Genomic DNA, 13720 nt, shown 5'->3' with positions numbered 1-13720 from the left:
GAGGCCCACGGGGGAGCGACCGGTATCACCTGCAGTCCGGGAACAACACCCTTTAGTCTGGTGTTGATCATTTCGACTGTGCACGCTCCCTATCGGAAGGCCCGCATGACCACTCCATCGACGGTTCATGAACTCATCATCGTTGGTTCGGGACCTGCCGGATATACCGCAGCCGTCTACGCGGCGCGGGCGGAACTCGAGCCGCTGCTGTTCGAGGGAACCCAGTTCGGTGGCGCCCTCATGACCACGACCGAGGTCGAGAACTTCCCCGGATTCCGTCAGGGGATCATGGGCCCCGACCTGATGGACGAGATGCGCGAGCAAGCCAAGCGCTTCGGTGCCGACATCCGCACCGAGGACGTCGAGGAACTCGACCTCACCGGGCCGATCAAGAAGGTCGTCGTGAACGGCGAGACCTACCAGGCGCACGCGGTCGTGCTGGCAATGGGCGCGGCAGCTCGTTACCTGGGCATCCCCGGCGAAGAGAAGCTCCTCGGCCGCGGCGTCAGCGCCTGCGCCACCTGCGACGGATTCTTCTTCAAGGATCAGGACATCGTCGTGGTCGGCGGCGGCGACTCCGCCATGGAGGAGGCCACCTTCCTCACCCGCTTCGCCCGCAGCGTCACCGTGGTGCACCGCCGCGAGGAGTTCCGCGCGTCCCGCATCATGCTCGAGCGCGCCAAGGCGAACGCGAAGATCCGGTTCGTGACCAACGCGGCGCCCGTCGAGGTGCTGGGCGAGAACAGCGTCACCGGCCTCGTGATCCGCGACACCGTCACCGGTGAGACGTCCACGCTGGACGTCACCGGCATGTTCGTCGCCATCGGTCACGACCCGCGCAGCGAACTCGTCAAGGGGCAGGTCGACCTCGACGACGCCGGATACGTGATCGTCAAGACACCGACCACTGCCACCTCCGTGGACGGAGTCTTCGCCGCCGGCGACCTGGTCGATCACATCTACCAGCAGGCGATCACCGCCGCCGGCACCGGATGTTCCGCTGCCATGGATGCCGAACGCTGGCTCGCAGAACGCGGCGACATCACCGCCAACACCGTCGCCGCCGCCGGCGCACCGGTCGACGCCTAGCACTTCACATACACCCACCTCGAGTAAGGGAAATCCCCGTGTCGAATACCGTCACCATCACCGATGATTCGTTCCAGCAGGACGTCATTTCCAGCGACAAGCCTGTCCTCGTCGACTTCTGGGCCACCTGGTGCGGGCCGTGCAAGATGATCGCGCCCGTTCTGGAAGAGATCGCCGGCGAGCACAGCGACAAGCTGACGATCGCCAAGCTCGACATCGACGCGAACCCGGGTGCCGCCCGCGACTTCCAGGTCATGTCGATTCCCACGCTGATCCTGTTCAAGGACGGCAAGCCGATCAACACCATCGTCGGCACCAAGGGCAAGGCTGCGTTGCTGAAAGAGCTCGCCGACGTTCTCTGATCGACACCTGAACACCCTGCCCGATTCCCGATTTTGTGGGAATCTCTGAGACAATCGATCGATGTGCTCCTGCCGCATCCGCGAACGGGACACATCGATCGACTCGTTTGTAGAGAGCTGTGCTGTAGAGATACACACAGCCGTGGCATCAGACTGAGAGGCTCGAACATGCACCGACTCCGTCACGGCGACCATGGTCCGGCCGTCGCTGAGATTCGGGGCACTCTGGCCGGTCTCGGGTTCCTCCACAATGGTGTCGCCGACACTCGCCGCGAAACCAACAGCGGTTCGCACTGGATCGCGCCCGACGCCGTCTTCGACCATCATCTCGACAGCGCCGTACGGGCCTTCCAGCAGCAACGTGGGCTCCTCGTGGACGGAATCGTGGGTCCCGCCACCTATCGGTCCATGAAAGAGGCGTCCTACCGCCTGGGCGCGCGCACGCTGATCTACCAACTGTCTGCACCCCTGTACGGCGATGATGTCGCCACCTTGCAGACACGACTGCAGGACCTCGGGTTCTACGTCGGCCGGGTCGACGGGTTCTTCGGCCCGCAGACACACGAATCTCTGTCCTCGTTCCAGCGCGAGATCGGGATCGCAGCCGACGGGATCTGCGGTCCCGCCACCCTCCGTTCACTCGAGTTGCTCGGTACGCGCGTCACCGGGGGGTCACCCCACGCGATGAGCGAAGAAGAAATGGTGCGTAGCTCAGGTCCACAGCTCAGCGGTAAGCGCATCGTCATCGATCCCGGTCTGGGTGGTGACACCTACGGTGTGATCGTGCGTTCCCCCCATGGCACCATTTCGGAGTCGGACATTCTCTGGGATCTCGCCAGCCGGCTCGAAGGCCGGATGGCGGCCACAGGGATGGAGACCTTTCTGTCGCGGCCACATCACGCCAACCCTTCGGACATTCAGCGCGCGTCCACGTCCAACGCCTTCGACGCCGACCTCATGATTTCCCTACGATGCGACAGCAACTCGAGCCCTGCTGCGAACGGCGTCGCGAGCTTCCACTTCGGCAACTCGCACGGATCGACGTCGATGATCGGTCAGGTCCTCACCGGTTTCATCCAGCGGGAGATCGTGGCGCGCACTCCGTTGCAGGACTGCCGAACGCACGGCCGCACCTGGGATCTGCTCCGGCTGACAAACATGCCGACCGTGCAGATCGATCTCGGCTATCTCACCAACGAATCCGACGCTGCAGTCCTGGCCAACCCGCGAGCACGTGATGCGATCGCCGAGGCCATTCTCATCTCGGTGAAACGGCTCTACCTTCTCGGGCAGGATGATCAGCCCACTGGTACGTTCACCTTCGCTGAACTGCTCGCTGAAGAACTGTCGTCCTCCGAACGGTCCTGAGCTGTCAGCGCACCCCGACGGGGGTGCGCTCGCCGATGTCGACCATGCTCACCGATGCGGTGTGCAGCAGGCGTTCCAGAGCAGCCTCCACGTCTTCCTTCCACCCGTGGTCGCGATTCAACTCGAGCCGCAGCCGAGGGAACCGGTGGTGTGGAGCGACGATCTCGAAACCGTTGTCCTCGAGGAAATCTGCAGGAATCATGCATTCCTCGGGTGAGCACTCCATTGCAGCGGTTGCAGAAGCGACCCCGGAGTTGACGGCATCACTAGGCCCACCGTCGCGGATACCGAAAGCCTCGAGGGCGCGGACCCCACGCCTCACGAGATCGGCGACCACTGCCTGAATGAGAGTGGCTCCCAAATTCTGTTCCTCGCCGGCAGGCTCGAGCCGCAAGCTGGTGAGAAGGACCGCATCCGCACCCACCGGAGCCGTCGGCAGAAGCCCAGCGCGGGGCACCGTGCGCGGGGGAGCGTACAGCGCGCTGCCCACCGGCTTGCCGTCCATGACCGCGACCTGCCCGCAGGATCCCCACTCGAGCATGACCATCGACAGCCATGCTTCCTTCTCGAATTCCTGGTCACAGAATCCCCGCGAACTATGGATGGCTGCGGGGTCCATCTCCCAGAAGACGCACCGGCGAGCGTGGGCGGAAAGCTTGTCCAGGCCGTCGAGGGTGAGCGAAGTGACGTGAGTCGACACTGGCTAGATCAGCCTCCAAATGTCGCTACCGCAAGTCATGTGATGTCCTCTGATCTTCACTGCTCTTTGCCCCCGATAGTTTGCCTCGAGATGCCGCAATCGGTGCTGTCACAGTGACAGATCACCCGCGGGTGCTTCTACCTCGCCCAGGCGCTCATGAATCGGCTTTTTGTGCCTCCATCATTCCGACAATTCGTTGCAGGTCGTCGACCGACCCGAATTCGACGACGATTTTGCCTTTGCGCTTGCCGAGACTGACCGTCACTCTGGTGTCGAAAGAATCCGACAGCCTCTCGGCCACGTCCTGCAGTCCTGGCATCTGGATCGGCTTACGCCGTTGCGGGGGAGCGATCTGATCGTCGTTGCGGTTCGCGAGAGTGACCGCCTCTTCCGTGGCGCGGACAGACATACCCTCCGCCACGATGCGGGCCGCCATCACCTCTTGCGCATCGGCGCCGGCCTCGAGAGACAGCAGAGCACGAGCGTGGCCCGCGGACAGTACTCCGGCAGCAACGCGCCGCTGGACGGGAATCGGGAGCTTGAGTAGCCGGATCATGTTGGTCACCACCGGGCGGGAGCGACCGATTTTTGCCGCAAGTTCCTCGTGAGTCACCTCGAACTCTTCGAGTAGCTGCTGATAGGCGGCCGCCTCTTCGAGTGGGTTCAGCTGCACACGATGAATGTTCTCGAGAAGGGCGTCACGGAGCATCGCGTCGTCGCCCGTCTCACGGACGATGGCCGGAATCGTGTCGAGTCCGGCTTCCTGCCCGGCCCGCCAGCGGCGCTCGCCCATGACGAGCTGGAACTTGCCATCCTCGACCGGGCGAACCACGATCGGCTGCATCAACCCGAATTCACGGATGGAGTGCACCAATTCCGCCAGTGCGTCGTCGTCGAAGACCTGCCGCGGCTGCTTCGGGTTGCGCTCGATCAGCTCCGGAGCGATTTCGCGGTACACCGCTCCGGTGGGGGAGGGGAGGGGTTCAGCGTCGTTTGCAACCGCTCCGTTGCCGTCGCCGTTGTTCCTCGTGGACGCGGGCGCCTGATCGCTGTTAGAAGAGGGTGCGGACGAGTCCTGGGCGGGCGGGGTGAGAACGTGTCGCTTATCGGTGCCGATCACGACATCGGCGGCCGCGTTTCCCAGTCCCGGCCCCGTTGTGGGGCCGGTCGGAATCAGCGCAGCCAATCCACGGCCAAGTCCACCTTTACGCGTCTGACTCATCTCTGCTCCTGCTTCGTGATCTGTGCTGTGCGCGCTGCGAGTTCACGTCCCGCGTCCAGATAACTCATGGCGCCGCGTGAACCGGGGTCGTAGTCCAACACGGTCATTCCGTACCCGGGCGCCTCGGACACCTTCACGCTTCGAGGGATGACCGCGCGGAGAACGGCATCGCCGAAGTGGGACCGGACTTCCTCGGCCACCTGATCGGCAAGCTTGGTGCGTCCGTCATACATCGTCAGCAGAACGGTTGAAACGTGCAATTCCGGGTTCAGGTGGGCTTGCACCAACTCGATATTTCGCAGCAACTGGCCGACCCCCTCGAGCGCGTAGTACTCACACTGGATCGGGATCAGAACTTCCTTGGCTGCAACCATCGCGTTCACCGTGAGCAGGCCGAGCGACGGCGGGCAGTCGATGAGGATGAAGTCGGCGTCGATCTCTCCGAGCGCCTTCTCTGACAGCGCCCCCTTCAATCGGCCCTCGCGGGCCACCATCGACACGAGTTCGATCTCCGCGCCAGCGAGATCGATCGTTGCCGGGATGCAGAAGAGGCGTTCGTTGTGTGGGCTCGTCTGGATCGCCTCGGCGGCTGTCACCTCACCCAGGAGCAGTTCGTAGCTCGATGGGATACCTGAATGGTGGGCTACGCCGAGAGCGGTGCTGGCGTTGCCCTGGGGGTCGAGGTCGATCACGAGAACCGTCAGGCCCTGCACGGCGAGGGCCGAAGCAAGATTCACCGCGCTGGTGGTCTTGCCGACCCCACCCTTCTGATTCGCGATGGTGAGAATCCGGCGTTCCGGCGGTTTAGGGAGCGTCACGGAGTGGGGGTGGAGTACCTGGCTAGCTCGATGCGCGGCTGCACCGATTGGCGTCTCCTCGGCGGAAATGCCGTTGTACGGGGCCGTGAATCCCTCATCTCCGTTTCCCGAGCTCGTCGCGTGGTCGGATTGATGTTCGGTTTCACGTGAAACTGTTTCACGTGAAACGGCGGATTCAGGCCCACCCGACATTGACTACTCCTTCGATTGGGAATCGCTCGTTACTCGACATACTCACTCCGTATCCGTCGCCCGAGTGTTTCATCGGCGCTGACGGCGTTTCGGCACGCGCTCTGCCCGAACCACCACGGTAGGAACTGGAAGAAGACCCACTCCACATTCCACGATGTCAAGCTTGCCAGCACCCAGCCGAGTCAGAGAGGCGCGGTCGCGGGCGATCTCGTCGGCCGCGCTCGAACCCTTCAGTGCAAGCATTCTCCCATGCTCGTGGATTAACGGCAGCGACCACTTCGCCAACTTCTCCAACGGCGCCACCGCCCGGGACGTGACGACATCGGCGCCACCGGCTTCCTTCACGACCCCCGACTCTTCAGCCCGGCCACGAACGACTAACACGTCCAAACCGTTGGATTCTACAAACTCGGCAAGGTACACCGACCTCCGCAGTAGGGGCTCGACCAGAGTGATCCGCAAATCAGGGCGCGCGATCGCCAACGGGATGCCAGGCAATCCCGCTCCACTCCCGACGTCGACCACGGACTCACCCTCGGCGATCAACTCACCGATTACCGCACAATTGAGAAGGTGCCGCTCCCATAGACGGGGCACCTCACGCGGACCGATCAACCCGCGCTCGACGCCGTCAGTCGCGAGCGACTTGTAGTACCGCTCCGCAATGTCGAATCGTTCACCGAACACTTGGCGCGCCGCCGCTTGTTCATCCCAGTCGGCCGGCTTCTCACCATTCGGTTCCACGTGAAACATCCTCCCGCGAAGAGCTCGTCTTCTACAAACTCAGCGTCTCCATTATCCGCCCTCGCTCGCGACTGCGTCCCCTAACCCTCGCCCGCAACGCCGAAGAGACTTCAGACCGACCGTAGTTCCGGTGGGGGAGGGGAGGGGATGCCGAGGAGTACGCATATTTCCACGAATAGGTACTCACTCGGGCACTTCGCTCCGCGGGTCAGGGCGAGGCGGATGGGGGCAACACGATCGGCATTCCACGTGCATCGAGTCACTGAGACCGCTCATGCTCGTAGTGGCGGGTGCCCCACGTCCCCTCGTGCACGAAGGGCAGTGTTTCACGTGGAACAAGCACCGACGCGTGCGTCTCCCGACGCGAACTCAGGGACCCGAATGGGAGACTTCGTGGAGACTCGCCAACTGGGGCACCAGTACGTGCTTTGAAGGGAGAGATGGATCGTCTGTGTTCAGTGCCGATCAAGAAGGAAGGCCCATGGCGAAGAGTGCGCACGGTTCGTCGGGCATGAGTCGGACAACCGGCTGACGTCGGCGACTCGGTGGTTCCACGTGAAACATCTATATCGAGACTTGTGGCCAGCAATCCTTCCGGCGCCGAGACTCGATTCACTCCTGGGGTCGGCCCGGCTCGTCTTTGAAGCCCGTTGCGTCCAACGCGGCGAAGCGGGTTCCCAATAGTCTCTACGGACAGCGCGGCATGGCGGTCAGTCTCCAGTCGGGGAACCTGCATTCAAGCGGAGGCGGCACGATGACACTCTTCACCGGCTGACGCATCGGAACACAGGCCGACCATAATCATCACAGTGACGAAACGCCCGAGGGTGGTTGGATGGCCATAAATCAACCCCGAATTTCACAAAACTGATTGGAAAGCGCGGCACCAGCGCGCCGAGGAACCGCCAACTGCTTGCCGCGCCACCTGGCGTTGATACCGTCAATCGCGGGCGACCGAGCACCCCACAGACCGCAACACTGGATGTGCGCCCACGGATCGGATCGGCCTGCTCGATCATGAGGAATGAAGGCGCAATCAAGCCATCATCACCACCGCTGGGTCGTCCACTGGTCCCAACCGGCAAGCCAGAAAGCGGAGCGACGCGAGTTGCCCAAGCCCAGCAGGGTGAGGTGTTCGCGATCCACGACTACGAGATCAGCTTGGCCACCGTTCTGCTATTCGCTTGGAAGCATTGTCCCAGCGCCTCAGAAATTCGATGCGGTAGGCCACCGAAGGAGAGCCTCTACCGGGGCATGCGCGACCTCGACCTCAATCATGTCCGCGGCCCGTTCCCCGTGTTGGGCGGGCGAGGCGCCAAGGCTCCGCTGATGCCGGGAGAACAACCTGAACCGTGCCGACGTCCAGATGTGGTTGAAGCCTCGGACGGGAAGTATTCACGGCAGCAATGGTGACCGCAGCGGAGAGTCGGGGAACCGTCGGATGATCAGTCGGAAACGGGCGGAGGACGCCAAACTTGCGCGGGGAACGAACGTCTCGCGGGCCTCGTCCAGACGGAGGATGCGCGGGCCGGCATTGATGAGGGCGAGCGAGTACGAGCAGTGGCTCGAGCGCACAACTCGGTCCTGACCGACCGTGTCACAGCTCGACTCGCGGGCGAGTTACCTGATCGGTCGGGTCGCTACCGGCCTCCCCACAAATCGCGCATCGTTCGTTCGATGAGGAACTTGCGGCCTACTCGGATTGGACGTTCTTGCCGGGGATCGCCTGCGCACTCGCCGCGGCGGGAGGAACGCGCGGTAAGCCGATCGTGGCGACGCCTCGAGTGGGTCAGTTGTGGTCCTGGGTCATTTCCCAGCACTGCGTGCAGAGATATCTCCGCGCTGATGTTCGACTTCTGGGTTTTGAAGTGGGCCGACGTGCGAGTCCGGATCGGCACCGAAGTTGCGTGCTATCGAGTCGCGGACACCAGGAGAACACCGCCGCCCCAAAGTCGGCCGGGGGAGGGGAGGGGCTGGTGTGTTTCACGTGAAACCAGAGCCGACACGGATTGCCTGGCTCGGAGAAGCTCAACCAAAAGGAGGCGGGCCCCAGGATTACTCCTAGGACCCGCCGCGCGATCTGTGCCGAGTCAGTCTTTGATGACGACTACGCGCCGGGACGGCTCGGCGCCCTCACTTTCACTGGAGACACCCGCGACCTTGGCCACGGCGTCGTGCACAATCTTCCGTTCGAAGGGGGTCATCGGAGTGAGTTCCTCCCGCTCACCGGTCTCGAGCACGCGGCGCGCCGCCGACGCACCCAACTCCGTGAGTTCCGCGCGGCGCCCGGCACGCCACCCTGCGATGTCCAGCATCAACCGACTGCGTTCACCCGTCGTCTGCTGCACGGCAAGTCGCGTGAGTTCCTGAAGCGCGTCGAGCACCTCGCCCTTGCGACCGACCAACTTGGTGAGATCGTCACCACCGTCGATGCTGACAACGGCACGGTCACCTTCGACGTCGAGGTCGATATCACCGTCGAAGTCGAGAACGTCGAGGAGCTGCTCGAGGTAATCACCGGCGATCTCACCTTCCTCGATCAGGTAGTCGTCAGAATCGGAGTCAACCTCGGTGTCCGGGTTCTGCGTCGGAGCAGTCACGTCTGTCTCATCTCCGTCCACTGCGATGTCGGGCTCAGTAGCCATACTCGTTCTCTTTTCTGGATCAGCGCCGCTTGCGCTTAGGGGACTTTCCGCGGTTCGTCTGAGGTCGGGCCCCGGGTTTCGGCTTCGACGTACCCGTCGGTGAACCGTCACCGCTCACGGTTCCAGTCGACTGATCGGAGCTGTTGTCTTCCACCACTCCGTCGACAACCTCTGGTTCCGTCGAGGACTCGTCCGCCGCAGGCTTCTTCTTCTTCGAGAGATTGGGGCGTGCACCTGGCTTCGGGGCGTTGTCCGCTCGACGAGCCAGCGCTGCCTGCTTCTTCTCTTCCTCTTCTGCGTCGATCTTCCGGAAGACGATGTGCTGCTGCGCGTAGGTCCAGATGTTGTTACTCACCCAGTACAGAAGGATCGCAATGGGAAGGAAGGGTCCACCGACAAGGACGCCGAGCGGGAAAATCCACAGCGCGAGCTTGTTCATAATTGCGGACTGCGGGTTTGCGGCGGCCTCGGGACTCTGTCGAGCGACGGAAGCACGTGAGTTGAAGTGCGTCGCAACGCTCGCGATCACCATCAGCGGAATAGCGACCGCCGCAATGTTCAGCATGGTCGGCACCGGCCCGTAGATCGCGAACGCCTCGAGCTGATCCGCCGGGGTGGTGATCGCTGCCGAAATCGGAGCACCGAAAAGCCGTGCACTCAGGAAGGACTGGACGTCCTCGACGCTGAAGAAGTAGTTCGGCGTGTTTGCGTTGTCCTCGACCGACATGCCGAGCTGCCCGAAACCGGTGCCGGTGCGGTTGAACGACCGAAGAACGTGGAACAGGCCGATGAAGACAGGCGCCTGAGCAAGCACGGGTAGACACCCCATGATCGGGTTGAATCCGTGCTCCTTCTGGAGCTTCTGCATCTCGACGGCCTGGCGCTGGCGGTCACCTGCGTACTTCTTCTGCAGCGCCTTGATCTGCGGCTGCAGTTCCTGCATCTGTCGCGTCGTACGCACCTGCTTGACGAAGGGCTTGTAGAGGATGGCACGCAGGGTGAAGACGAGGAACACGACGGAGAGGGCCCACGTGAAGCCACTGTCCGGTCCCAGGAAGGGAATTGCCCCGAAGATCTTGTGCCAGACCCACAGGATCCCGGACACCGGATAGTAAATGAAGTCGAGCACGGCTCTATGTACTCCTCTGTTCGTCCACGTTCACCGGACAGTGATGACGGCTACCCGCATGTTGATGAGGGACCGAATCCGGCCCGCCGGGGACGGGATCCCACCCACCAGGGTGCCAGGGCGCACATTTCGCTAACCGGACCACCGTCAAGACCAGGCCTTTGATTACCCCGTGGGTGCGCAGGGCTTGCACTGCGTACTCACTACAGGTGGGTGTGAACCGGCAGGTCGGCAACCTCAAGGGCGACACATATGTCCGGTACAACTCGATGAAAAAGATGAGAGTTCGCGCGGGCAGGGCATAGATCGTCCTCAATGTGGACGTCGTTGGGGAGTGATCACCCACCACGCCGACGCGCGCCTCGTCGAATGCGCTTTTCATGCGAAGTTACTCATGCGCAAGAAGATCCAATCGGGAGAGACCTGCACGGAGTTGCTTGTCCAGATCCCGGCTACTGGCTGTCGCGGCCCCCGGAAGAGCTCGAATCACCACATCGGTGGTGGCCGGAACAATGCCCACCAGGTCGATGCAGATATGACGAAGCCGGCGTGCGACTCGATGTCGAATCACCGCCGGCCCGACAGCCTTACTCACAACGAGTCCAAATCGTGGACCGCCGCTACTCACCAGCTCATCTGTCTGCACACGGTCGAATGCGTGCACAACCAGGTCGCGTCTTCCCATCCGCCGACCGCGTCGCACAGTCAACGAAAAGTCTGAATGGCGACGCAATCGGTACGGCTCAGGCAACACCCCGAGCTCCTGAACCCAGTATCGGGATCAGGCGGTGAGGGATTCGCGGCCCTTACGGCGACGCGCCGAAACGATTGCACGACCCGCACGGGTCCGCATACGAAGACGGAAGCCGTGAACGCGCGCGCGGCGTCGGTTGTTCGGCTGGAACGTCCGCTTGCCCTTGGCCACGGTCAACACTCCTCGAAATTCATCGACGCCTCCCGGCGTCATGGATCTAACATGGTCGGAAACTCAGGTGGTCAACCAGAAGTGATGCACGGCATCGCCACTGGACTGAAGCCAGCACGATACCGCCACCTCACCACAGGGTGACTGTTCGAGAGTACTGATCACTCCCGGTCAGGTCAAACTCGCTCACCTGCACTTCCTCCGCGAACCGGACGACCGACACGCCGAGGATCGACAAATGCTTGCACCCCAACTTCTGATGTGCCAAACCGCTGTGAGGTTGCCGACACTGTTGCTAGCGTCTAGACATGGTCTCGCCGATGAACCCTGATCGAGTGCCCAGCTCTCGACTTCACCGTTCTCATCTGCACATTCACCACAATTCATCCACAGGGCACAGATGGTGTCCCGCCTACGGTCACCCCGAGGGTTACTGACGCACTTCACATCCCGGGTGGGTGCACCCATCACATCCAGGTCTCGCGCGCATATCTGCAGCTCAGAGCGCTGAATCTGGCGTTTTCGCCCCGTAACGACGCCTTCGCACCAGTCGTCCCTGGTTTGTCCACATCTGTGGATAATTGTGTGGAAACACAGTTCAGATGGCATATTCGTAGGTCCGTACGGGGTCCATCCTCAGGTCGGGGAACGCCCAATTCCACCTCGGCGACGGCACCGACATCTCGACAAACTGGGGAGGAACCACGTGAACGAGGATCCGAATGCGCTCGCACGGATCTGGATCGACGTCGTTGCTGATCTCACGTCCGATTCACCCGGCGGCGACCTGCCACCGTTGACGCGTGGCCAGAAGGCATGGTTGGCACTCGTCAAGCCTTTGACGCTGGCGCAGGGGTTCGCTCTTCTCTCGGTTCCGTCCCCATTCGCACAGGAAGCGATCGAACGGGATCTGCGTGAACCGATCCTCCACGCCCTCGGCCGGCACCTCGGCGAACAAGTTGAGGGTCTCGGCGTTCGTATCGCAGCACCGGTCGAGAACGAACCCGACGCCGACCCGCCTCCCCGGGATCACCGACCGGACCCGGAACAGCGACGTAATCCCCGACATCTCGAGACCTCGGCCACCAGCTCAGGCACGTACCGCCGTCGCCGATTCGGTTCCGGCGAAGATCAGCCCTACTCGGACACGACGGACTTCGAAGAGGTCGACGACGACAGCGAGGCGCTTGCCAGCGTCCACGAGTCGTGGCCGTCCTACTTCACGAAGCCACCGGCGGGACCCGCACCCACAGCGACGGGTGGCAACAGCCTCAACGCGAAGTACACGTTCGACACCTTCGTCATCGGCTCGTCCAACCGCTTCGCCCATGCGGCCGCCGTTGCCATCGCAGAGGCCCCTGCCCGTGCCTACAACCCGCTGTTCGTGTGGGGGGCGTCAGGCCTCGGTAAGACGCACCTGCTGCACGCGGCCGGTCACTATGCGCAACGTCTCTTCCCGGGGATGCGGGTCAAGTACGTCTCGACCGAAGAGTTCACGAACGACTTCATCAACAGCCTCCGCGACGACCGCAAGGTGGCGTTCAAACGCCGCTACCGTGAGACCGACGTGCTGCTGGTCGACGACATCCAGTTCATCGAGGGCAAGGAAGGAATCCAGGAGGAGTTCTTCCACACCTTCAATACGCTGCACAATGCGAACAAGCAGATCGTCGTGTCGTCCGACCGCCCGCCGAAACAGCTGGCCACGCTGGAGGAACGTCTGCGCACCCGCTTCGAGTGGGGCCTGATCACCGACGTCCAGCCACCCGAACTCGAGACCCGAATCGCGATCCTCAGCAAGAAGGCTCGCATGGACCGGCTCGAGGTGCCCGACGATGTCCTCGAGTTGATCGCCAGCCGGATCGAGCGGAACATCCGGGAACTCGAGGGCGCACTCATCAGGGTGACTGCTTTTGCATCCCTGAACAGGCAGCCCCTGGACCTCACGCTGGCCGAAGTGGTTCTGCGTGATCTGATGCCGGATTCGTCGAGTCTCGAGATCAATGCGGCGACGATCATGGCGGTGACGGCCGAGTACTTCAACATGTCCATCGACGACCTGTGTGGACCGGGCAAGGCCCGTCCACTGGCTCAGGCACGCCAGATATCCATGTACCTGTGCCGCGAGCTGACCGACCTCTCCTTGCCGAAGATCGGTCAGACGTTCGGCCGCGACCACACCACCGTCATGTACGCGGACAAGAAGATCCGCAAGGAGATGACCGAGCGCCGGAAGGTCTACGACCAGGTCCAGGAGCTCACGGCCCGCATCAAGCAGCGCTCAAAGCGGTAGATCGCCGCACCGTCACTCCTCGTGCCCCGGTAGTTCGACTGCCGGGGCACGAGTCGTCGTGGGGACCGGCCGGCGACTACGGACGGGCCACAGACCACTCGAGGGGGCCCTCGAGCCAGTCCTCGAGGTCGCCCTCGAGGGGTTGCTCGAGGGGGTACTCGAGGGTAGGCGCACCGCGCGGCAGCGCGACACACCGGAGCAACACGCCGAGGCCGGGACCTGGAAGAAAGCAT

The 13720-nt window shown here is 62.6% G+C and carries 14 protein-coding genes; 4 read left to right on the top strand and 10 right to left on the bottom strand.

Annotated elements, in window-relative coordinates; translation table 11 throughout:
- The first annotated feature begins 105 nt into the window (after positions 1–105).
- From trxB to NOF53_RS10215, 3 genes are all read left to right on the top strand, one after another.
- A complete protein-coding gene (gene trxB, locus NOF53_RS10225) occupies positions 106–1089 on the top strand; it encodes a thioredoxin-disulfide reductase (protein WP_255967886.1) in 984 nt (327 codons plus the stop codon).
- 38 nt (positions 1090–1127) lie between these two features.
- Entirely contained in the window at positions 1128–1451 is a 324-nt protein-coding gene (trxA, locus tag NOF53_RS10220) for a thioredoxin (protein ID WP_005249122.1), read from the top strand.
- A gap of 168 nt (positions 1452–1619) precedes the next feature.
- On the top strand, positions 1620–2819 hold the full coding sequence (locus NOF53_RS10215) for an N-acetylmuramoyl-L-alanine amidase (RefSeq protein ID WP_255967884.1): 1200 nt from the start codon (positions 1620–1622) through the stop codon (positions 2817–2819).
- A 4-nt stretch (positions 2820–2823) separates the two neighbouring features.
- Here NOF53_RS10215 and NOF53_RS10210 read toward each other — a convergent pair whose 3' ends face one another.
- From NOF53_RS10210 to rpmH, 10 genes are all read right to left on the bottom strand, one after another.
- Entirely contained in the window at positions 2824–3519 is a 696-nt protein-coding gene (locus tag NOF53_RS10210) for a GNAT family N-acetyltransferase (protein WP_255967882.1), read from the bottom strand.
- A gap of 154 nt (positions 3520–3673) precedes the next feature.
- Positions 3674–4741, bottom strand: coding sequence for a ParB/RepB/Spo0J family partition protein (locus NOF53_RS10205; RefSeq protein WP_255967880.1), 1068 nt, complete (start codon positions 4739–4741; stop codon positions 3674–3676).
- On the bottom strand, positions 4738–5751 hold the full coding sequence (locus tag NOF53_RS10200) for a ParA family protein (RefSeq protein WP_255967879.1): 1014 nt from the start codon (positions 5749–5751) through the stop codon (positions 4738–4740). Before NOF53_RS10200 ends, NOF53_RS10205 begins: the two co-directional genes overlap by 4 nt.
- A gap of 69 nt (positions 5752–5820) precedes the next feature.
- Positions 5821–6504 carry a 16S rRNA (guanine(527)-N(7))-methyltransferase RsmG gene (rsmG, locus tag NOF53_RS10195; RefSeq protein WP_255967877.1) on the bottom strand — a complete coding sequence of 228 codons (684 nt, stop codon included), beginning with the start codon at positions 6502–6504 and terminating at the stop codon, positions 5821–5823.
- Positions 6505–7890: 1386 nt separating this feature from the next.
- Entirely contained in the window at positions 7891–8070 is a 180-nt protein-coding gene (locus NOF53_RS10190) for a hypothetical protein (protein ID WP_255967875.1), read from the bottom strand.
- Positions 8071–8585: 515 nt separating this feature from the next.
- On the bottom strand, positions 8586–9140 hold the full coding sequence (locus NOF53_RS10185; RefSeq protein ID WP_255967873.1) for a Jag family protein: 555 nt from the start codon (positions 9138–9140) through the stop codon (positions 8586–8588).
- Between the two features lie 19 nt (positions 9141–9159).
- The gene (gene yidC, locus NOF53_RS10180) at positions 9160–10269 is read right to left on the bottom strand and encodes a membrane protein insertase YidC (RefSeq protein ID WP_255967871.1); all 1110 of its coding nucleotides are present in this window, start codon (positions 10267–10269) and stop codon (positions 9160–9162) included.
- 4 nt (positions 10270–10273) lie between these two features.
- Positions 10274–10651, bottom strand: a complete 378-nt coding sequence (gene yidD / locus NOF53_RS10175) for a membrane protein insertion efficiency factor YidD (protein ID WP_255967869.1) — start codon at positions 10649–10651, stop codon at positions 10274–10276.
- 6 nt (positions 10652–10657) lie between these two features.
- The gene (gene rnpA, locus NOF53_RS10170; protein WP_255967867.1) at positions 10658–11023 is read right to left on the bottom strand and encodes a ribonuclease P protein component; all 366 of its coding nucleotides are present in this window, start codon (positions 11021–11023) and stop codon (positions 10658–10660) included.
- 27 nt (positions 11024–11050) lie between these two features.
- Entirely contained in the window at positions 11051–11194 is a 144-nt protein-coding gene (gene rpmH / locus NOF53_RS10165; protein ID WP_005263481.1) for a 50S ribosomal protein L34, read from the bottom strand.
- Positions 11195–11900: 706 nt separating this feature from the next.
- Between rpmH and dnaA the strand changes: the two genes are divergently transcribed.
- Positions 11901–13487, top strand: a complete 1587-nt coding sequence (dnaA, locus tag NOF53_RS10160) for a chromosomal replication initiator protein DnaA (RefSeq protein WP_255967864.1) — start codon at positions 11901–11903, stop codon at positions 13485–13487.
- Positions 13488–13720 lie beyond the last annotated feature (233 nt).

The sequence above is a fragment of the Rhodococcus tibetensis genome (genome assembly GCF_024438035.1).
Taxonomy (GTDB): domain Bacteria; phylum Actinomycetota; class Actinomycetes; order Mycobacteriales; family Mycobacteriaceae; genus Rhodococcus_F; species Rhodococcus_F tibetensis.
Note: the sequence above shows the minus strand (reverse complement) of the source record. Positions and strands in the feature narration are given on the sequence as shown.

Excerpts from the sequence above, each read along its gene's own strand:
- trxB (WP_255967886.1), top strand. The coding sequence starts at position 106 with ATGACCACTCCATCGACGGTTCATGAACTCATCATCGTTGGTTCGGGA.
- NOF53_RS10215 (WP_255967884.1), top strand. The coding sequence starts at position 1,620 with ATGCACCGACTCCGTCACGGCGACCATGGTCCGGCCGTCGCTGAGATT.
- NOF53_RS10205 (WP_255967880.1), bottom strand. The coding sequence starts at position 4,741 with ATGAGTCAGACGCGTAAAGGTGGACTTGGCCGTGGATTGGCTGCGCTG.
- NOF53_RS10200 (WP_255967879.1), bottom strand. The coding sequence starts at position 5,751 with ATGTCGGGTGGGCCTGAATCCGCCGTTTCACGTGAAACAGTTTCACGT.
- rsmG (WP_255967877.1), bottom strand. The coding sequence starts at position 6,504 with ATGTTTCACGTGGAACCGAATGGTGAGAAGCCGGCCGACTGGGATGAA.
- NOF53_RS10185 (WP_255967873.1), bottom strand. The coding sequence starts at position 9,140 with ATGGCTACTGAGCCCGACATCGCAGTGGACGGAGATGAGACAGACGTG.
- yidD (WP_255967869.1), bottom strand. The coding sequence starts at position 10,651 with ATGAAAAGCGCATTCGACGAGGCGCGCGTCGGCGTGGTGGGTGATCAC.